Annotated in this window: 18 protein-coding genes; 9 read left to right on the top strand and 9 right to left on the bottom strand. The window is 61.4% G+C overall.

The window, feature by feature from the left end:
- The 3 genes from MUY21_RS13590 to MUY21_RS13580 are packed head-to-tail and all read right to left on the bottom strand — an operon-like array spanning position 1 to position 3,421.
- The gene (locus MUY21_RS13590; RefSeq protein ID WP_248410887.1) at positions 1 to 1,593 is read right to left on the bottom strand and encodes a 5-guanidino-2-oxopentanoate decarboxylase; all 1,593 of its coding nucleotides are present in this window, start codon (positions 1,591 to 1,593) and stop codon (positions 1 to 3) included.
- Positions 1,590 to 2,777 carry a pyridoxal phosphate-dependent aminotransferase gene (locus MUY21_RS13585; protein WP_248410886.1) on the bottom strand — a complete coding sequence of 396 codons (1,188 nt, stop codon included), beginning with the start codon at positions 2,775 to 2,777 and terminating at the stop codon, positions 1,590 to 1,592. The genes MUY21_RS13590 and MUY21_RS13585 overlap by 4 nt, the downstream gene beginning before the upstream one ends.
- Complete coding sequence (locus tag MUY21_RS13580) at positions 2,774 to 3,421, bottom strand: TetR family transcriptional regulator C-terminal domain-containing protein (protein WP_248410885.1); 648 nt, start codon at positions 3,419 to 3,421, stop codon at positions 2,774 to 2,776. The genes MUY21_RS13585 and MUY21_RS13580 overlap by 4 nt, the downstream gene beginning before the upstream one ends.
- Before the next feature lie 83 nt (positions 3,422 to 3,504).
- Here MUY21_RS13580 and MUY21_RS13575 point away from each other — a divergent pair, with 83 nt between their 5' ends.
- From MUY21_RS13575 to MUY21_RS13560, 4 genes are read left to right on the top strand one after another with little or no spacing between them, the layout of a single operon-like run.
- Positions 3,505 to 4,305 carry an ATP-binding cassette domain-containing protein gene (locus MUY21_RS13575; RefSeq protein WP_248410884.1) on the top strand — a complete coding sequence of 267 codons (801 nt, stop codon included), beginning with the start codon at positions 3,505 to 3,507 and terminating at the stop codon, positions 4,303 to 4,305.
- Between the two features lie 32 nt (positions 4,306 to 4,337).
- Positions 4,338 to 5,108 carry a transporter substrate-binding domain-containing protein gene (locus tag MUY21_RS13570; RefSeq protein ID WP_248410883.1) on the top strand — a complete coding sequence of 257 codons (771 nt, stop codon included), beginning with the start codon at positions 4,338 to 4,340 and terminating at the stop codon, positions 5,106 to 5,108.
- An 8-nt stretch (positions 5,109 to 5,116) separates the two neighbouring features.
- Positions 5,117 to 5,869, top strand: coding sequence for an ABC transporter permease (locus MUY21_RS13565; protein WP_248410882.1), 753 nt, complete (start codon positions 5,117 to 5,119; stop codon positions 5,867 to 5,869).
- Positions 5,866 to 6,642: an ABC transporter permease gene (locus tag MUY21_RS13560; protein ID WP_248410881.1), complete on the top strand. Its 777-nt coding sequence runs from the start codon at positions 5,866 to 5,868 to the stop codon at positions 6,640 to 6,642. The genes MUY21_RS13565 and MUY21_RS13560 overlap by 4 nt, the downstream gene beginning before the upstream one ends.
- On the opposite strand, the gene MUY21_RS13555 is transcribed toward MUY21_RS13560, so the two are convergent.
- Genes MUY21_RS13555 through MUY21_RS13540 form a run of 4 tightly spaced genes read right to left on the bottom strand, consistent with a single transcriptional unit; the run spans position 6,639 to position 10,468 of the window.
- Entirely contained in the window at positions 6,639 to 7,553 is a 915-nt protein-coding gene (locus MUY21_RS13555; RefSeq protein WP_248410880.1) for an alpha/beta fold hydrolase, read from the bottom strand. The two genes, MUY21_RS13560 and MUY21_RS13555, sit on opposite strands and share 4 nt — an antisense overlap.
- 56 nt (positions 7,554 to 7,609) lie before the next feature.
- Positions 7,610 to 8,629, bottom strand: a complete 1,020-nt coding sequence (locus tag MUY21_RS13550) for a TRAP transporter substrate-binding protein (protein ID WP_248410879.1) — start codon at positions 8,627 to 8,629, stop codon at positions 7,610 to 7,612.
- A 13-nt stretch (positions 8,630 to 8,642) separates the two neighbouring features.
- On the bottom strand, positions 8,643 to 9,956 hold the full coding sequence (locus tag MUY21_RS13545) for a TRAP transporter large permease subunit (RefSeq protein WP_248410878.1): 1,314 nt from the start codon (positions 9,954 to 9,956) through the stop codon (positions 8,643 to 8,645).
- The gene (locus MUY21_RS13540) at positions 9,953 to 10,468 is read right to left on the bottom strand and encodes a TRAP transporter small permease subunit (RefSeq protein ID WP_248410877.1); all 516 of its coding nucleotides are present in this window, start codon (positions 10,466 to 10,468) and stop codon (positions 9,953 to 9,955) included. The genes MUY21_RS13545 and MUY21_RS13540 overlap by 4 nt, the downstream gene beginning before the upstream one ends.
- A gap of 111 nt (positions 10,469 to 10,579) precedes the next feature.
- On the opposite strand from MUY21_RS13540, the gene MUY21_RS13535 reads away from it, so the two are divergent.
- Together MUY21_RS13535 and MUY21_RS13530 are read left to right on the top strand one after the other, a co-directional pair.
- On the top strand, positions 10,580 to 12,412 hold the full coding sequence (locus MUY21_RS13535; RefSeq protein ID WP_248410876.1) for a Na/Pi symporter: 1,833 nt from the start codon (positions 10,580 to 10,582) through the stop codon (positions 12,410 to 12,412).
- Positions 12,413 to 12,477: 65 nt separating this feature from the next.
- A complete protein-coding gene (locus MUY21_RS13530; protein WP_248410875.1) occupies positions 12,478 to 12,741 on the top strand; it encodes a hypothetical protein in 264 nt (87 codons plus the stop codon).
- Between the two features lie 28 nt (positions 12,742 to 12,769).
- Here MUY21_RS13530 and MUY21_RS13525 read toward each other — a convergent pair whose 3' ends face one another.
- Positions 12,770 to 14,548, bottom strand: a complete 1,779-nt coding sequence (locus MUY21_RS13525; RefSeq protein WP_248410874.1) for a family 20 glycosylhydrolase — start codon at positions 14,546 to 14,548, stop codon at positions 12,770 to 12,772.
- A 1-nt stretch (position 14,549) separates the two neighbouring features.
- Positions 14,550 to 15,305 (bottom strand): GntR family transcriptional regulator, encoded by a 756-nt coding sequence (locus tag MUY21_RS13520; RefSeq protein WP_248410873.1) that lies wholly within the window; start codon positions 15,303 to 15,305, stop codon positions 14,550 to 14,552.
- A gap of 221 nt (positions 15,306 to 15,526) precedes the next feature.
- On the opposite strand from MUY21_RS13520, the gene MUY21_RS13515 reads away from it, so the two are divergent.
- The 3 genes from MUY21_RS13515 to MUY21_RS13505 are packed head-to-tail and all read left to right on the top strand — an operon-like array spanning position 15,527 to position 18,530.
- The gene (locus MUY21_RS13515; RefSeq protein ID WP_248410872.1) at positions 15,527 to 16,459 is read left to right on the top strand and encodes a sugar ABC transporter permease; all 933 of its coding nucleotides are present in this window, start codon (positions 15,527 to 15,529) and stop codon (positions 16,457 to 16,459) included.
- A gap of 1 nt (position 16,460) precedes the next feature.
- The gene (locus MUY21_RS13510) at positions 16,461 to 17,303 is read left to right on the top strand and encodes a carbohydrate ABC transporter permease (protein ID WP_248410871.1); all 843 of its coding nucleotides are present in this window, start codon (positions 16,461 to 16,463) and stop codon (positions 17,301 to 17,303) included.
- A gap of 21 nt (positions 17,304 to 17,324) precedes the next feature.
- Entirely contained in the window at positions 17,325 to 18,530 is a 1,206-nt protein-coding gene (locus MUY21_RS13505) for a sugar ABC transporter substrate-binding protein (protein ID WP_248410870.1), read from the top strand.
- The last annotated feature ends 1 nt before the right edge of the window (position 18,531 follow it).

Raw genomic sequence — 18,531 nt, 5'->3', positions numbered from 1 at the left:
CTAGTTGGAATGCGCAAGATTGGGGGCGCGGATGTCGATCAGGGTCGGGCCGGATACAGCACGTGCCGCGCCGAGTGCTGCGGCAATCCCATCCGGGCCGCAGCGCCAGAACGGCATCCCGCAGGATCGGGCCACATGCTCGAAATCGGGTGGCGTCGGGTCGCAGCCCACAACGGTCACCCCCGCCGCCTGCATCGAGGTCGCGATTTCCTGATAGCCATGGTTGTTCCAGATCACGAAGGTGATCGGCAGGTTTTCATCCACGGCGCACATCAGCTCGGGCAGGCTGAACTGCGCCCCGCCATCGCCGGTCAGGCAGATCACCGGGGCGCTCGGGTCCGCCATCGCCGCGCCAATCGCCGCCGGAATGCCGTATCCCAGCGCCCCGAACCCGGTTGCGGCATTGAACCAGCCGCCGGGCCGGTCGTGGTCGTAATAGAGGTTTCCGGCATAGATCGGCTGCGCGGAGTCGCCGACGATGATGGCATTGGGAACGGTGTCTCGGACCACGTTCAGAACACGGGTCAGCGCCTGCATCTCGGGGCCGATCTCGTCATAGGCGGTGTGTCGGGTTGCTTCGGCACGCTGGTCCCCGTTCCTATTAACGTCATGGTTTTTGAAATGCGTGCCCAGCGTCGTCAGCACGTGCGTGGCATCGCCAAGGATCGGAACCTCGGCGGGGTGGCGGGCCAGTTGATCGGGGCACAGGTCGATGCGGATCAGGTTGTTCAGCACCGGCAACTTTCCGGTGGCATACATATCGTAATCCGTCGGCCCAAGCTCGGTCCCGACCGCCAGCACCACGTCGGCGGCGTCGATCAGGTCGCGCACCGCGCGAAGGCTGGGGCTGGCCGGGACGCCCAGCGGATGGGCATACATGGCACCACGCGCATTGACGGTCTGCACGACAGGCGCATCCAGCCGTTCGGCGATGTCGCGCAGCGCAAGTGCCGCCGTCCGCGCCCCGCCTCCGGCCAGAATGACAGGCGTGCGCGCTTTCGCCAGCAGATCCGCCGTGCGGGCGAGTGTGGCTGCATCCAACGCGCGTTCAGGCAGGGGGGCAGCGGGCGGCACATCCTGCGTCACCTGCTGCCCCGCCACATCCAGCGGAATGTCGATATGGACCGGGCCGGGACGTCCGGCCTGCATGGCGGCGAATGCGGCATCCAGCGCGGGTGCAAGGCTGTCGGGGCTGCTCACCCGTTCCGACACCAGGGCGACGCTGCGCGCCAATGCCTGCTGGTCGGGTAATTCGTGCAAATGACCCAGACCCTTGCCAAGATCGGGCAGGGCGTTCATGCCCGACACCACCAGCATCGGCACGCTGTCTGCGCGCGCCTGGCCCATTGCGGTCAGCGTGTTGGTCAGGCCCGGCCCGGTGATCACGAAAGCCACGCCGGGCTTGCCGGACACCCGCGCATAGCCATCGGCCATAAACCCGGCGCCCTGTTCATGCCGGGGCGTGACATGACGGATCGACGATTCCGCCAGCCCGCGATACAGCTCGATCGTGTGAACGCCGGGAATGCCGAACACGCAGGTCACATCGCGGTTTTCCAATTCAGCAACAAGGGCTTGTCCGACGGTCTTCATGCTGTCTCGCGGTGCAGATGGGCGGCGTGGTCGATGATCCGGGTACACGCGGTATCAAAGGCATCGTCATCGACGGTCAGGGCGACGCGCACCCATCCGTCCAGCGTGGTGCCGAAAGACGCCCCCGGCATCACCGCGACATGGGCGTGCTCCAGCAGATGCAGGGCATAGGCGTGGCCGCTCATCCCGGTCGAGGACACGTCGATCATGGCAAACATCCCGGCCTGCGGCGTGTGCACCACCAGATCGCTCCCCCCGCCCAACCGGTCGGCAAGGTGACGCGCGCGGGCGGCAAACCGGCGGGCCATGCCCGGGGCCACCTCGGACCCATCGCGCACGGCCTGTTCGGTCATGTCCGCGATAAAGGGCTGGTTGCCGAACAACATGGTCTCGGCCAGCGGCAGCAGCGCATCGGTGAATGCCTCGGGACCGACGCACCAACCGCTGCGAAAGCCGGGTGCGGCATGTGATTTCGAGATCGACGAGACCACAACCACCCGATCCGCAAGCTGAGCGCGTGACAGGGGCGAGGTGAAGGTTTCGCCGTCAAACACCAGGTCTTCATAGACCTCGTCCGAGATGATCCACAGATCATGCTGCAATGCCAGCGCGCCAATGGCGTCGATGTCAGAAGGTGTCAGAATGGACCCGGTGGGATTGTGCGGCGTGGTCAGCAGGATCGCACGGGTTTGGGGCGTGATCCGGGCGGCGATGTCGTCTGCGGCCAGCCGAAAGCCGTTTTCCGGGCGCAGGGGCACGGGCACCATGTCGGCCCCGCTGGCGCGGATCACGCCTTCATAGGTCGCATACATCGGATCACCCACCAGGACCTCGCATCCCGGTTCGGCCAACCCCATCAAAACGGTGAACAACGCGGTTTGCGTGCCGGGAAAGCACATCACCTGATCGGCGCTGATCGCACGCCCTGTCCGGTGTGTATAGCGTTCTGCCAAGGCGCTGCGCAGCCCGGGCTCGCCGCGCCCGTTGGAATAGCCGGTGCGCCCGGCCTGCATGGCCGCGGCTGCCGCGTCGATCAGGGCCGGCGGAGTGGGCACATCAGGTTCGCCAATCGTCAGTTCGATCACATCGCACCCCTTGGCGCGCAAGGCTCTTGCCCGGACGTGAACGTCCCATTTCGCACCGCCCAGACCGGCAAGGCGGCGGGTAATTTCTGCGTATTTCATGATGGATGTCCTGTTTCCTGCAAGTCTAAGCCGATGATCGCGCTGATCGAGCGCAATCCGATCCGGGGCAGCTCTCCCGGTTCAAACGCATCGGGCAGCGCGCCGCCCTCCATCCACAACCCGTCGATCACCGCATTGCAGGCGATCGCCAGATGTCTCAGCTGCGTGGGGGTCGTGGCGATGCCTGCTTCGGCCAGGGCCATGGCGATCAACCCTTCCAGACGGTCGCGAAAATCGTGGTAGGTTTGTTCGTGGATGGCGCGCATCCGCGCATCTTCGCGCACCTTGTTCAGAAAGCTGGCCCAAAGCGAGACCGACGCCGGATCGACCACCGGCGGGCGCAGACCTGCCGTCACAAACGCAGCCAGACGCGCCCGGGCCGTGGCGCCCTGGGATACGTCGGGCGCCGTGGTCAAATCGGTCATGCGCCCCATGTGATACGCATAGGCCGCTGAAATCAGGTCTTCCTTTGATGTGAAATAATGTCGAATCAAGCCTTGCGTGACATTGGCGCGTTCGGCGATGGCGCGCACGGTGGCACCCCGCACCCCGCGTTCGGCAATCAGCGCAAGCGCGGCCTGGATCAACGCGTCCATGCGTTGTTCGGCAGGTTCGCGCCTGAATTTGCGAGGGGTCTGTGTCACCGCATCTCTCGACAGTCTAATTATACGCTTGCATAATTGCGGAAATCGCGGCTTACTACAAGCCGGAAATCGGGGGGGTAATGATGGCAACGCCGGACGTGACGGCCAGCGAAACACCGGTGCAAGCCGAAGAAACCGAAGCCATTCGGGTGACGGATCTGCACAAGTCCTTTGGCACGCTCGAGGTGCTGAAAGGGGTCTCGCTGACGGCGCACAAGGGCGATGTCGTGGCGATCATCGGGGGCAGCGGGTCGGGCAAATCGACCTTTCTGCGCTGCATCAACTTTCTGGAAACGCCCAGCTCTGGCCAGATCGTCATCAATGGCGAAGAGGTGCTGTTGCGTCCCGATGGCACCCCCGTCAAGCGCCGTCAGATCGAACGCATCCGCACGCGGCTGGGCATGGTGTTTCAGGCGTTCAACCTGTGGACCCACCGCACGCTTCTGGAAAACGTGATCGAAGTGCCGGTGTATGTGTTGAAAGTGCCGCGCGACAAGGCGATTGAACGCGCGAAAGAGCTGTTGGAGCGGGTCGGGCTGGGCGACAAGGCCGATACGTTCCCGTCCTACCTGTCCGGCGGGCAGCAGCAGCGGGCGGCGATTGCGCGCGCTTTGGCGGTTGACCCCAGCGTGATGCTGTTTGACGAACCGACCAGCGCACTGGACCCGGAACTTGTGGGCGAGGTGCTGACCGTGATCCGCGATCTGGCGGCGGAGGGGCGTACCATGCTTCTGGTCACGCACGAGATGAAGTTTGCCCGCGAAGTGGCAACCCATGTGGTGTATCTTTTTGAAGGACGGATCGAAGAACAAGGCCCACCTGCCGAGGTGTTCGGCAATCCGCAATCCGCACGGCTGCAACAGTTTCTGAAGACAGTCGGCTGAGAACAATGAAACCAACCAACGGGAGATTACCAATGAAACTCAAGACATACCTGGCCGTGGGCCTTGCCTCATCTCTGCTGGCCGCAGGGACTGCATCGGCCGAAGTCAAGATCGGCATTGCCGCCGAACCCTATCCGCCCTTTGCTTCGCTTGATGCTTCGGGCAACTGGGTTGGCTGGGAAATCGAGGTGGCCGACGCCATTTGCGCAGCGGCGGAACTGGACTGCGTGATTACCCCCGTGGCGTGGGATGGGATCATCCCGTCACTGACCGGCCAGCAGATCGACGCGATCATGGCGTCCATGTCGATCACCGAAGAACGCATGAAAACCATTGATTTCAGCGATCCTTACTACAACACGCCCGCCGTGATCGTGGCCGACAAGTCGATGGATATTGAGCCGACACCGGACTCGCTTGCAGGCAAGATCGTCGGCATTCAGGCATCGACCATCCACCAGACCTATGCCAACACCTATTTCGGGGATGCCGCCGAAATTCGTGTCTATCAGACCCAGGATGAAGCCAATCAGGATCTTGTTGCGGGCCGCATTGACGCCACCCAGGCCGACAGCATTGCGATGGCGGATTTCGTCAACTCGGACGCGGGCCAGTGCTGCGAAATCAAGGGCGCCGTCGCCAATGACGAAGCTATTTTGGGCAAGGGCGTCGGGGCCGGTGTGCGCAAGGGCGATGATGCGCTGCGTGAAAGCCTGAACAAGGGGATCGCCGCCATTCTGGCCGACGGCACTCATGCCGAGATCACGTCGCGCTACTTCACGACCAGCATCTATAGCGAGTAAACCTCGGTTTGGAGCTGATCCTCGACACGCTTGGCCTGGCCAGAAGCGCAGAATTGCTGTCGCTCAGCCCTCCGGGGTGGGGCGGCAACCTTCTGCGCGGCCTTGCCAACTCGCTTCAGATCGCCTTGGGGGCCTTCGGGTTCGGGTTGGTGATCGGGCTGTTCGGCGCGTCGGGAAAACTGCATGGCGGGGTGGTCGTCCGTGACCTCCTTGCTATTTACACAACGGTGATCCGGGCGGTGCCGGAACTGGTGTTGATCCTGATCCTTTATTATGTCGGCACCGACCTGATCAATCAGGCGGCAAGCGCGTTGGGATATGGACGCGTGGAAATCAGCGGTGTGGTGGCGGGCATCTGGGTTTTGGGCATTGTTCAGGGCGCCTATGCGACCGAGGTGCTGCGGGGTGCCATTCAGGCAATCCCGCAAGGCCAGATCGAAGCCGCGCGCGCCTTCGGCATGCCGCCCCTGATGCTGATGCGACGGGTGACGATTCCGGCGATGATGTCCTATGCAACGCCGGGTTTGGCAAACCTGTGGCTGATCGCCACCAAGGACACCGCCCTTCTGGCCATCGTGGGCTTCAGTGAACTGACGCTTGAAACCCGGCAGGCGGCGTCCAGCACCCGCGCCTATTTCACCTTCTTTCTGGCAGCCGGCGCGCTTTACATGATCGTCACGCTGTTTTCCGGTGCGATCTTTGCGCGGATCGAAAAATGGGCGCGCCGCGGTCAGCCATCTTTGCGGGGGGCGGGCAAATGACCGGATGGCGCAGCCTTCTGCAACCGCACCGCATCGTGCTGATGGCGCTGTTTGCCGGGCTGGTGGTCTGGTGCGCGGTCTCGCTTCGCTGGGACTGGATCCCGCAATACACACCGCTGGCGATTGAAGGCGCTTGGCGGACGATCTGGATTTTGGTCGTGACGACGGTGGCCGGGTTTCTTCTGGCCATCCCCCTTGGCCTCGCGCAGGCGGTCGGGCCTTGGTATCTGTCGGCACCGGCCAAAACGTTCTGCACAATTATTCGCGGCACGCCGCTTTTGCTGCAAATCTGGTTGCTCTACTACGGGCTGGGCTCGCTGTTCCCGCAAATCCCGTGGATCCGTGGCAGCGAGCTGTGGCCCTATCTGCGGCAGGCCTGGCCCTATGCGGTGCTGGCCTTGACCCTGTCTTATGCGGGCTACGAAGGCGAGGTGATGCGCGGTGCGTTCGCAGGCGTCAACAAGGGCCAGTTAGAGGCCGCAAACGCATTCGGCATGCCCCGTTTCACCATGTTCCGCCGCATCTGGTTGCCGCAGGCGATCCGCAATGTCCTGCCGACGCTGGGGGGTGAGACCATCCTGCAACTCAAGGCGACCCCACTGGTCGCCACGATTACGGTGGTCGAGATTTATGCGGTCTCGTCCCGCGTGCGGTCAGACTTGTTTATCGTCTACGAGCCATTGTTGCTTTTGGCGCTGTTCTACATGATCATCGCCGGGATCATTGCACTTCTGTTCCGGCGGTTTGAACTCAAGACGGGCAGTCGGGTTTAGAGGCTGATCGTCGCCAACGTGTCCAACGCAATATCCAACACCTCGGCATTGTTGGCATCCATCATCATCATATGACTGTTGCCGGGTCTGAATGCGGACGCCCCAAGGACGCGCGCGGCATTTTTCTGCTTTGCAAACTGATCCCACCCCAGAGCGCGGGCTTGCCAGTCGGGGTCGGTGTCAAGGAAATCACCAGCGCAGATCACGATGGGCGGATCGGGCGCGTGGTTTGTATCATCGGGCAGGCCAGAGGGTTCAACGGCAATGATCCCCATGAACAGTTCCGGGGTGCTGGACAATGCGTCAAAGGTCACCTCGGCCCCCTGGCTGTGACAGATCACCAAGGCCGGTCCGGTCCGCTCCAATACCGCTTGCAGGGCTGCGGATTGAAGCGGCGTTGTGCCCAGCCAGCGCGGCACAAATTGGCGCGCAAGGGGTTCGACGTGGTCCACGGGGAAAAGCTGGCCGGGGAAGGGTGTGCGCGTGGGGAAACCATCGGCAGGGCCGATGCGGAACAAGGTCCACGCTTCTTCGAGGCCGCGCAGGATCGGGTCGCCCTCCCACAAGCTGGGTGCAAATCCCGCGCGACCCCGTTCGACATTGTCGACCACATGCACCTCGTATCCGCGTGTCAGCAGAATATGCAGCCAGCCTGGCCGCCCGTCCGGCGTCGTCTCCCAACAACTGCCGGACATGCCGCCACCATGGACCAGCACCACAGGCGGGCCGGGGCGGCGGTCTTGCGGCACGAAATACTGCACATAGGCATGTTCGACGGCGAAATGTCCGCGCGGATCAACGGTAAACGACACGCTGCGGGTGAACTGCACCTTGCGCGGGGTGCCTTCGGTCACGTGCAAAAGCCGCCCGCCCACGGTGTAGGAACCGAAATCTGTCAGGGCGTAGGACATCGGGCAACCTTCTTCGCAAAGCAGCCGCGCCCCGGATCGAGGCGCGGCATGCAGGATCAATTCAGGTCGGTAAGGTCCTGATATTCGCGATAATTCGCGGCATAGGCGCGATAGCTGTCGATCACCCGCTTGAACATCTCGTCCTCGGCGGATTCTTCGGCATAGACCGCGTCAGCGGCGGCGCGCAACGCCTCCATCACGCTGTCGGGCAGGCGGGCGACGTTCACACCATTGGCGCGGAACCCATCCAGCACCTCGCTTTGCGCCCCGGCGGCAGACCCCAGCGCATAAAGGTTGGCATCGGCGCAGGAGACTTCGATCGCGGTGCGCTGGCTGTCGGTTAGGCCGTCCCATTTATCTTTGTTCATATAGAACTCGATAAAGCCCGCCGGTTGGTGCCAGCCGGGGAAATAGTAGTTCTTGGCCACCTTGTCGAAGCCCAACAGCTTGTCGACCAGCGGGAAGCTGAGTTCGGTCGCGTCCAGCCGTCCGGTTTCCAGCGATGTGGAAATCTCGCCGGTGGGCAGGGACATCGCGTTCGCGCCCAGCTTGGCAAGGATATCTCCCCCCAGCCCGCCGATGCGGATGTTCAGCCCTTGCAGGTCTTCGGGGGCGTTGATTTCTTTGGTATACCAACCACCCGCTTCGGACAGGATCACGCCACAGGCCATGGGCACAAGGTTGTAGGGGGCATATATCTCGCGCCACAGCTCCAACCCGCCGCCGTGGTGCAACCAGCTGACATAGGAGAGAGGGTCGCCGCCAAAAGGCACCGAGCCGAACAGGGCGGCTGCCGGTTCCTTGCCACTGGCATAGGCGGCAAAGGACCAGCCTGCATCAATCGCGCCGACGCTCACATTGTCGAAAATCTCGAACGGCGGGGACATTTCACCGGCCAGAAGATATTTGAACTCCACCTCGCCGCCGGTCAGGGCAGAGACGTTCGCCACGAAGCGTTTGGCGGTGGGATCCAGCACCGGCAGACCGCCAAAGGCGCTTTGCAGGGTGAAGGTCTCGGCCGTTGCGCTTGACGCGGCAAGGGCGGCGACAGTGGCCAGCATGTAGGTCGTTTTCATAAGGGTCCTCCGATTAATATGACGTAAGCCCGGTGATCAAACCGGGAAACAGGATCAGCAGCACCAACACCAGCACCTGAAGCGCGATGAAGGGCAACACGCCGCGATAGATTTGCGGTGTCGTCAGGCTGTCGCCCGCCGCACCACGCAGATAGAACAGCGAAAAGCCGAAGGGCGGGGTCAGGAACGATGTTTGCAGGTTTACTGCTACCAGTATGCCGAACCAGATCAGAAGTGTGTCGCCCGTCAGCCCATTGCCGAAATCCAGCCCCGCCACGATGGGCGCAAAGATGGGCATGAGGATAAGGGTAATTTCCAGCCAGTCCAGCACGAAGCCCAGAAGGAAGATCGCCCCCATGACCACGGCCAGCACCGTGTAAGGGTCGGTGCCGAAAGCGGTGATGCCGGCCTCGACCAGGTCATCGCCACCCACGCCTTTGAACACGGCGGAAAAGCAGGTGGCGCCGATCATCACGAACAACACGACCGATGTGGTGGTGACGGTGCGGGTGGCGGCCTCCATCAACATGGCAACGCTGAACCTGCGATAGAGCAGGGTGATCATGACCGCGCCAAACGCGCCAAGGCCGCTGGCCTCGGTCGGGGTGGCGATGCCTGCAACGATCGAGCCAAGGACCGAGATGACCAGCGCCAACAGCGGGGCGAGGTCGAAGATCAGACGCGGTAGCGAGATGCGGTCGTGGCGGGGTTGCGCAGGCAACCCTCGCGCGCGCCAGATGACATAGGCGCTATAAGCCAGCACCAGCAAAAGCCCCGGCCCGATGGCGCCAGCAAACATGTCGGGCACCGGGGTTTGCAACTGATCGCCCAAGACGATCAGCATGACCGAGGGCGGGATCAGGATCGCCAGCGTGCCCGAGGCCGCGATCAACCCTGCCGAGGTTTGCTTGTCATAACCGACCTCTTCCAACCGGGGCAGGGCCAGCAGGGCCAGAAGCACCACCGATGCGCCGACGATGCCGGAGGAGGCGGCCAGCAAGACCCCGATCACCAGAACCGAAAACCCCATCCCCGCCGCACTGCCGCCCAAGGCGCGTTGGGCGGCTTTCAGCGAACGCTCGGCTGCGCCTGAAATCTCAAGGATCAGCCCCATGAAGATGAACATCGGCACCGCGACCAGCAGCCAGTTGGACAGGACATTGGCATAAATCCGGCTGATCAGCAGATTGAAATAGGCGATTGGCAGGTCCGAGATCAGGATAAACAGCGCCGCGGACCCCGCCAACACCATGCCGACGCGATAACCGGCGAAAATTGCGGTCAGGGTCAGTCCCGCCATCGCGAGGGGCAGCAAACTGTCGCTCATCGGCTGGCCCGGATCAGGCGGAGGGTCTCGATCAGGATCGCGACGGCCAGCAGACCCAACCCCAGCGGCAGCGCCGCCTTGATCAACCAAAGGTCGTTCAACCCGCCATTGCGTCCGCCTTCGTCCGAGGACCAGGCGCGCGTCATAAAAGACCACGCCGCGGGCAGCCCCAAGGCAAAGAACGGCACCGCGAACAGCAAGTTGCCCAGCAGATCAATGCGGGCGCGTGTCCGGTCGCTGCGGTTTTGATACAGAAAGTCCACCCGCACATGCTTGTTTGACAACCAGACTATCCCGGCCGGAATCGACCCGGTGACCACCAACAGGTGCCATTGCAGGTCAAGTAGCGAGTTCAACGTGACCGCCTTGCCCAACAGGGGCAGGGGCGATGTGAAGCTCAGGATAGGATTGATGTCGAACGCGCTGCACACAACTTGCACCACGATCGCGCACATCATGGCGATCAGGGCGATGGCCAGTATCTTCATCGTGGCTGATTTCAGTCGTTCCAATGCGCGCCCCCAATTGGGCCACAGGGAACGATAAATTTCCCCCGGGCGCAATGTTTCAGTGAATTGACCTGCGACAAGGCAGAGGCCACGCGGGCGCGCGATCATGCCGCCATGATGAAGAAACTTCTGTTGCCGGTGATCCTTCTGGCGCTTGGCCTTGGCTTCTGGCTCAGCCGTGATTTTCAGGAAATCGCGGCCGGCGTCGCCATATTCCTGTTTGGCATGCTGATGCTGGAAGACGGGTTCAAGCTGTTCAGTGGCGGGTTCCTTGAAAGCCTTTTGGAAAAAGCCACGGCCTCGGTCCCCAGGTCGATGGGGTTCGGGATCCTGTCGACCACAATCATGCAGTCCAGTTCGCTGGTGTCGGTGATTACCATATCCTTCCTGTCGGCAGGGCTGATCACGCTGATGGCGGGGGTCGGGATCATCTTTGGCGCCAATATCGGCACCACCACGGGGGCGTGGCTGGTGGCGGGGTTCGGGTTGAAGGTCAACATCGCCTCTTTCGCGCTGCCGATGCTGGCGGTGGCCATCGTGCTGGTGTTTCAAAAGAACAAGTACCTGCGCGGGGCAGGGTTGGTTCTGGCCGGGCTGGGATTTCTGTTTCTGGGCATTCACCACATGAAAGAGGGGTTCGACGCCTTCAAGGGCCAGTTCGATCTGACCCGGTTTGCCATGACCGGGCTGGCCGGGCTTGCGGTCTATACGCTTGTCGGGGCGGCGGCCACGGTGGTCATGCAATCCAGCCATGCCACGATGACCCTGATCATCACCGCGCTGGCGGCTGGGCAGATATCCTATGAAAACGCGCTGGCGCTGGCGATCGGGGCGAATATCGGCACCACGATCACCGCGATCATCGGGGCGGTGACGTCCAACTATCAGGGCAAGCGGTTGGCGCTGGCGCATCTGATCTTCAATCTGGTGACCGCCGGTGTCGCGCTGATTTTCCTTGCGCCGATCCGTGATGGCGTCGATCTGGTTGCCGCCGGTGTCGGGATCCCGGACACGGATTACGCCCTGAAGCTCGCCGTGTTTCACACCATCTTCAACACGCTCGGAGTGGTGCTGATGCTGCCGCTTCTGCCCCGCCTGATCGGCTTTCTGGAACAGACCATCCCGTCCCCGGTCGAGGATCTGAGCCAGCCGAAATACCTGACCGAAGCGGTCGACGAGTTTCCACAGACCATCGCCGTGGCCATGCGGCACGAGGTCAAACACCTTTATGACAACGCGGTCGAATTGATCCTGCACGGGCTGAACCTGCACCGGGACGCGGTGTTTTCGTCAACCGACATTGCCGCGACCGTCCGGGCCAGCCGGAAACCGTTCGAATTTGACATCGACGAACGCTACGAGGCGCGGATCAAGACGCTCTATTCCGCCATTGTTGAATTTGCCACGCGGATCGGGGCCAAGGATATGCCCGCCGATGTGATGGACGACATCTATACGTTGCGTGACGTGGCCGGGCGGATCGTGCGCGCGGTGAAGGCGGTGAAACATCTGCGGCGCAACGTCACCCGCTATACCACGCGCCGGCAGGGGGCTGTCACCGATATCTATGACCAGTTGCGCATCGAGATCGCGCGCATTCTGGTCGAAATCCGCAACCTTGACATGGCCGACCCCGATGACCGTTCCAGCCTGTGGCTGGATCAGGAACGCATGCAGGTGGAAACAGATGAACGCGAGGCAAACACGCGGATCGAAGCCCTGATCCGCCAGCGCGAACTGGATGCCGCGGTTGCAACGTCGTTCCTGAACGATTCCAGCTATGCCTATTCCGCGATGCGCGATCTGCTTGGGGCTGCGCGGGCGTATTACATCGCACAAGAGGACGCGATGGCCGAGGTCGAACGCATTCTGGCGCTGGATGATGACGAGTTGATGGCCATCGTCATGGAGGCGTTACGTGACAAGGAGAAGGGGGGCACCCGATAAGGGCAGCCACCCATTCTGTCGTCGCCCGGGGGGCTGAACGGCCCGACACCGAAAAGGAGACCGTGATGGGACTTGAAAGCACGACCGAAAAACTGGACAGCTATTTCACGCGTCTGGAGAAGGGGAAGGCGCAGAAGATCAAGCCGACCCATGTCGAGAAGATCATGAAGAAGCTGGAGGCCAAAGCCACCGCGCTTCGATCCGATCTTGAAGTGGCCACGAAAGAAACCAAAAAGCAGCGGTTGCAGCAGAAGATCGACCTTGTGAGCGAACAACTGGACCGCGCCCGCTGGCTGCGAGAGCAGATTGCCGAAGCCAAAAAGGAATGATCTGTCAGATGGGCACGGCGGCCATGCATCACCCGGCCCGGTCGACCGGCCAAATGCGTTGATAGCTGACCGCAAGGCGGGTCAGGTTATCGGCGCTGATCGGATCCACCTGCCATGCCTTGACGGCCACACCCAACATCCGGGGCATCAGCATCGGCCAGATCTGGCTGTCTTCGGTCGTGAACTCGGACCAGAAGGTGCCTTGCACCCCGATGATCCTGTCGGCCAGTGCAGGGTCGGGAACCGGATCCCAGTTGATCGTATCGGCGAGCGAGATAAACGCCGCCCAGCTTGCGCCCCAGTCGTCGGGATCGGCGCTGTGCGCCATGTCCAGATAGACATGCTGGGCGGGCGACATCACCACGTCATAACCCGCGCGGGCAGCTTCCAGCCCCGGCCCTTGTCCGGTCCAACTGAACAGGATGGCGTCATGTCCGATACCGCCGTTGGCCCCTTGCGCAGCCTCTTCCCAGGCGGCGGGGCGCTGGCCATTCTGAACGACGGTTTCAGCGAGTTTTGCGATGGTCCAGCCTTGCAGGTCTTGTGTGGTGTTCAAACCCTTTTCCTTCATCAAGGCGCGCGCCTTAGGCGATCCCATCCATGTGTCCTTGGGCAACTCATCACATCCAAGATGCAAGTGACCAAAGGGAAACAGGTTGCCGACCTCTATCGCAATCGCGTCAAGGACGTCCCATGTTCTGGGCATGGCCGGGTTCACGCAATTGCCCTGATACCCCTGCACCGAGGTCTCGGGACCGTTATCCGCCGGGTCGCGCATGTCGGGGAACACATGGGTCATGGCAAGCGCGTGGGCCGGGGCTTCGATTTCCGGCATCACTTCGATGTTCAGGGTCGCAGCACGGGCGATGATCTGGCGGGCCGTCGCCTTGGAGTAACTGCCGCCCGCCTTGATGCCCCCCGCGAACAGCGCGGGCAGCAGATGGCCTTCGCCGCAGAACGCTGTCTTTTGCCAAAGCTCGGGGAAGCTGTCGATTTCCAGCCGGAACGCCTCGTCATCCGCGAAATGCCAGTGGAAGCGGTTCAGTTTCAACAGCGCCATCAGGTCCAGTAGATCCAGAATGGTCTGCGGTTGGTAATAATGGCGCGCGGTGTCCAGATGCTGCCCGCGCCAGCCAAACCGCGGGGCGTCACTGATCACGCCACAGGGCAGCGGCCCGGCCTGCATCAGTGTCAGAAGAGTGACCCCTGCATAAAACCGCCCACCGTAGTCACCCGCCGTGATGTGAATGGATTTCGGGGTGATCTGCAACCGATAGGCATCTGCGGCCATATCGGCGGTCGTGATCCTGACGGGGAAATCTCCGTCAAACCGCCACCCTCGCCGGGCGGCCAGATCGGCAACGGCTGTCAGGGCGTCGTCACCACACTGCACCCCGGTCACGTCGACCGTGCCATCGCTGGGCGTCCAATTTACCGGTTGCGGCACAAGGGGCAGGCCATCAATGGGGCCAAGGTCGGGCAAGAGGGGCGGCACGCGGCCTTTGGGGTGGTATGGCAGGGCGATTGCTTCGCCTTGTGCACGCAGATAGGGGCCAAGCGGCAACCACGCCCGGTTGGCCGCGCGGTGGCCGTCGGTGTATTCCACCACCACCTCGTGCGGGTGACCTGCTTTCAGGTCGGGCAGGGCCACTTCGGTGAAACTCCCCATCCCGCGCAGCCGTTCACCACCTTTCGTGGCCGTCATCGGCGCCATGCCGGAAAAGCATAAGATCGGGGCCGCAAGGTCCCGATCCGACGTGATGGAGCAGATCATTTTCGCGCCATCCAGGCGGCAGGTATATTCCATATCAGTCCAATCTTAATTCAGACACAAAGTCATAGATATCAGAGCGGTAGAGGCCGCTTGTAAACTCGATCGGGCGACCGGTGGTCAGGTATCCGGTGCGTTCGATTTTTAGAACCGCTGCCCCTTCGGGAAGGTTGAACATCTGGGCGTCCGCGGCGGTCAGGTTGGTTGCGGTGACCCGCTGAATGGCGCGGGTGGGGGCCTGACCTGTCTTGCGCAGAAGCGCATAAAGCGACACGTCGATCTGTTCGGGGTGGGGCAGGATATCACCGGGCAGGGACGAGCGTTCCAGCGCCATCGGTGTGCCGCTGGCGCTGCGCAGCCGTTCGATGCGGGCAACCCGATCATTGGCGGACAGGCCCAGCGACATCATCTCTTCGCTGGTGGGGCGAAACAGACCCAACGACAGCGTTTCACTGGTCGAGGTCATGCCACGCGCCTGCATGTTCTCGGTAAAGGACACGAGCGAGGACAGGGATTGTTCCAGCTTGGGTGCGGCGGCGCGCACGAATGACCCGGCCCCCTGACGTTGTTCGATCAACCCGTCTTCGACCAATTTCGCGATGGCCTTGCGCACTGTGACGCGGCTGACATCGGCGGCCTCGGCCAGGTCGCGTTCGGGCGGAAGCTGATCGTCCGGGCCAAGATCGCCTGACTGGATCGTTGCCCTGATATGGCGGTGCAGTTGCAGGTAACGCGGCCCGCGCCCCTGCTGATACCACACCTCCGGTGAAAGCCATTCAGTCTGCGTCTGCATCTTGTGTCCGATCCTGTTTGGTATCAAAAAATAATACCAAAGAAGCCCGCTTGGCAAGATGTTAGTTCGGCGCAGCTGCCGATCTAGTGGTTAACGCATTGAAACGGCCCATATATTCATAGAGGTGCATTTAATGGTATTATAATGGTAGTCAAAATAGGCTTGTAATGGTATGAATTGGTATACGCCTCGATTCGCCGGGGTGCCATGGGGGGACATAGATGGCAGACGTGATGCATGCAGAAGAGTCGTCAACGGCAAAGGGCGTACGCAAAGCCTTGCCTGAAAGCGTGTTCGCCTGGCTTCTGGTCGGCCCCGCCATGATCTTCATCGCTGTCATCGTCGCCTGGCCCCTGGCCGAAACCATCCGCCTGTCCTTCATGGAGGCCGGGCTGGGGGGCGAGACCTTCGTCGGCCTTGCAAATTACGAAGAGCTGGTCGAGAGCCGGAAGTTTCACCAGACCATTGTGCGCACCTTCTACTGGATGTTCCTTTCCGTTGCGCTGAAGCTGGTGTTGGGTCTGATCGGTGCGACGCTTCTGAACGCTGCCATTCCGGGGCGGGCGCTGTTCCGGGTGCTGGTCATGCCGCCTTGGGTCATTCCCATCGCCATCGGCTGTATCGGCTGGCTGTGGCTCTATAACGGCTATTTCGGCGTGCTGTCCGGTGTCATGATGCATCTGGGCATCACCGATGCACCGTTCGAGTTTCTGGCCCAGAAGCAATCGGCTTTCTATTCCGCCATCGTCACCGATGTCTGGGTCGGGGTGCCGATGGTTACGCTGTTCTTCCTGGCCGCCATGCAAGGCGTGAGCCGCGATCTTTACGAGGCCGCCTGGGTCGATGGGGCAGGGCGCTGGTATCGGTTCCGCCGCATCACCATTCCGCAGATCATGCCGGTGATCGTGTCGATGTCGCTTCTGTCCGCCATTTTCACCTTCAACAGTTTCGAGATCATCTGGATCCTGACCGAAGGCGGCCCGCGCGGCGCGACAACCACCCTGATCGTCGACACCTACAAGACTGCCATCGGCAATTACAAATTTGGCGAAGGCTCAGCGCGCGCGGTGATCATCGTGTTGCTGCTTGGCCTGTTCTCACTCGCCTATCTGTTCTTCCTGAACAAGGTGAACAAGAAATACGGAGTGAAGTAAGATGATGGATCGCTACACCAAGCTACAGATTCTCGGCATTTACGCGTGCCTCGCGGTCTTCCTGACCTTCATCCTGCTGCCGTTTTTCGAGATGTTCATGGCGTCGCTGCGTCCGCTCGAACACCTGTTCCGCAGCCCCTATCAGTTCTGGTCGGATGATTTCAGCTTCGATGCCTACAAACAGATGTGGGTCACGGTGCCGCTCTTGGGCCGCTACATCTTCAACTCGATCTATATCTCGTTCATGGTGACGGGGTTGACGATGATCTTTGTCGTCCCGGCGGCCTATGCCTATGCGCGGTTGCAGTTTCCATTCAAAAACCTGTCCTTGGGCCTCTTTCTGGGCGTCAACATGTTCACGGGTGCGGTGCTGCTGATCCCGCTTTATCGGGTGCTGCGCACCATGGGGCTTTTGAACACCTATTGGGCGATGATCGTGCCGGGCGTGGCCTTCCTGATCCCCACCGGCATCTGGCTGCTGCGCTCATATCTGGAAAAGATCCCGCGCGAGTTGGAGGAAGCGGCCTTTGTTGACGGGGCATCGCGCCTGTACACCCTGCGCCGCGTGGTGCTGCCCCTGGCGGTGCCGGGGCTGATCGTGGTCGGTGTCGCTGTGTTCATCGGCGCCTATGCGCAGCAATTCCTGTTCGCAATCACGTTCAACCAGACCCGCGAGCTGCAACCGCTGCCCGCCGGTCTTTACGAATTCATCGGCTATCAGTCGGTGACCTGGAACGAGATGATGGCCGCGGCCCTGGTGGGGGTTCTGCCGGTCATGGTCATCTTCCTGTTCCTGCAAAAATACCTTGTCGCGGGCCTGACGGCCGGTGCGGTCAAGGAATGAACCAACCAAGGGAGAGACAAAATGAATGTAACCAAACTGTCATTGGCGGCGCTGCTGCTGTCAGGCTCGGCGCTGACCGCCACGGCTGATACGACCGAACTGCACTTCATCATGTGCGGCGGCGAAGTGCGCGAAGCGGATCAGAAAACCGTGGATGAGTTTGTCGCCAAGCACGAAGGCGTTACTGTCAATCTGGAGGCCGTGCCGTGGGGCACCTGCCAGGACAAGTCGCTGACGCTGGCAGCGGCCGGTGATCCGCCCTCGATCGCCTATATGGGCTCGCGCACCCTGCGCCAGATGGCCAATAACGACCTGATCGTACCAGCGCAAATCCCGGCAGACGCCCCGTATCAGGAAGGTGTGTTGAACACCGTCACCATCGAAGGACAGGCTTGGGGTTATCCGCACGCGTTCTCGACCAAAGCACTTTATATCAACTGCGGTATCATCGAAGAAAGCGGTCAGGAATGTGTCGCGCCCAAAACCTGGGACGAGATGTATGCAATGGCCAAAGGCGTTGTCGACAACACCGATGTGGCGGGCGTGGGCCTTGCGGGCAAGGACTTCGACAACACGATGCACCAGTTCCTGAACTATCTCTACTCCAACGGTGGTGTGGTGATCGACCCGGCCACGGGGGAAAACAAGCTGGACAGCAAGGAAACTCGCGAGACGCTGGAGTTCTATGGCAAACTTGTTGATGTGGCGCAGGAAGGCCCCACCGCGTGGGAGCGTGACCAACTTCGTGACCTGTTCAATGACGGCAAGATCGCGATGTATGTGCAAGGCCCGTGGGGCTATGGCCAACATAACGAAGACATCAACCAGTTGGTGGCCCCGGTGCCCGCAGGCCCGTCGGGGGAAAGCGGCACGATCCTGATCACCGACAGCATCGTCGTGTTCAAGGGCACGGGTCACGAAGATCTGGCGCATGAACTGGCGCAGATGATCACCTCGGGCGACAGCCAGTATGATCTGGACAGCACATGGGGCCTGACGCCGATCCTTGACTATGCCGCGCTGGGCAAGACCGATCTGTATTATGAAAGCGGCATCTGGCCGAATTTCACCGCAACGATTTCGACAGGTGGCCCCGAGCCGCTGGTCGAAGACTTCAAATCGCTGCAATCGGTGTTCACCAACATGGTGCAGGGCATCATCCTGAAGGATGACACTGTGGATAACCTGGTGACCATCGCGGGGGAAGAGCTGGACGAGGCTCTTTGAT

This window comes from Aliiroseovarius sp. S2029 (assembly GCF_023195575.1).
Lineage (GTDB): Bacteria > Pseudomonadota > Alphaproteobacteria > Rhodobacterales > Rhodobacteraceae > Aliiroseovarius > Aliiroseovarius zhejiangensis.
The sequence above is the reverse complement of the archived record's forward strand: the minus strand, read 5'-3'. Positions and strand labels throughout refer to the sequence as shown.

Excerpts from the sequence above, each read along its gene's own strand:
- MUY21_RS13505 (WP_248410870.1), top strand. The coding sequence starts at position 17,325 with ATGAATGTAACCAAACTGTCATTGGCGGCGCTGCTGCTGTCAGGCTCG.
- MUY21_RS13570 (WP_248410883.1), top strand. The coding sequence starts at position 4,338 with ATGAAACTCAAGACATACCTGGCCGTGGGCCTTGCCTCATCTCTGCTG.
- MUY21_RS13555 (WP_248410880.1), bottom strand. The coding sequence starts at position 7,553 with ATGTCCTACGCCCTGACAGATTTCGGTTCCTACACCGTGGGCGGGCGG.
- MUY21_RS13530 (WP_248410875.1), top strand. The coding sequence starts at position 12,478 with ATGGGACTTGAAAGCACGACCGAAAAACTGGACAGCTATTTCACGCGT.
- MUY21_RS13560 (WP_248410881.1), top strand. The coding sequence starts at position 5,866 with ATGACCGGATGGCGCAGCCTTCTGCAACCGCACCGCATCGTGCTGATG.
- MUY21_RS13550 (WP_248410879.1), bottom strand. The coding sequence starts at position 8,629 with ATGAAAACGACCTACATGCTGGCCACTGTCGCCGCCCTTGCCGCGTCA.
- MUY21_RS13525 (WP_248410874.1), bottom strand. The coding sequence starts at position 14,548 with ATGGAATATACCTGCCGCCTGGATGGCGCGAAAATGATCTGCTCCATC.
- MUY21_RS13545 (WP_248410878.1), bottom strand. The coding sequence starts at position 9,956 with ATGAGCGACAGTTTGCTGCCCCTCGCGATGGCGGGACTGACCCTGACC.
- MUY21_RS13575 (WP_248410884.1), top strand. The coding sequence starts at position 3,505 with ATGGCAACGCCGGACGTGACGGCCAGCGAAACACCGGTGCAAGCCGAA.
- MUY21_RS13585 (WP_248410886.1), bottom strand. The coding sequence starts at position 2,777 with ATGAAATACGCAGAAATTACCCGCCGCCTTGCCGGTCTGGGCGGTGCG.
- MUY21_RS13515 (WP_248410872.1), top strand. The coding sequence starts at position 15,527 with ATGGCAGACGTGATGCATGCAGAAGAGTCGTCAACGGCAAAGGGCGTA.
- MUY21_RS13520 (WP_248410873.1), bottom strand. The coding sequence starts at position 15,305 with ATGCAGACGCAGACTGAATGGCTTTCACCGGAGGTGTGGTATCAGCAG.
- MUY21_RS13510 (WP_248410871.1), top strand. The coding sequence starts at position 16,461 with ATGATGGATCGCTACACCAAGCTACAGATTCTCGGCATTTACGCGTGC.
- MUY21_RS13590 (WP_248410887.1), bottom strand. The coding sequence starts at position 1,593 with ATGAAGACCGTCGGACAAGCCCTTGTTGCTGAATTGGAAAACCGCGAT.
- MUY21_RS13535 (WP_248410876.1), top strand. The coding sequence starts at position 10,580 with ATGATGAAGAAACTTCTGTTGCCGGTGATCCTTCTGGCGCTTGGCCTT.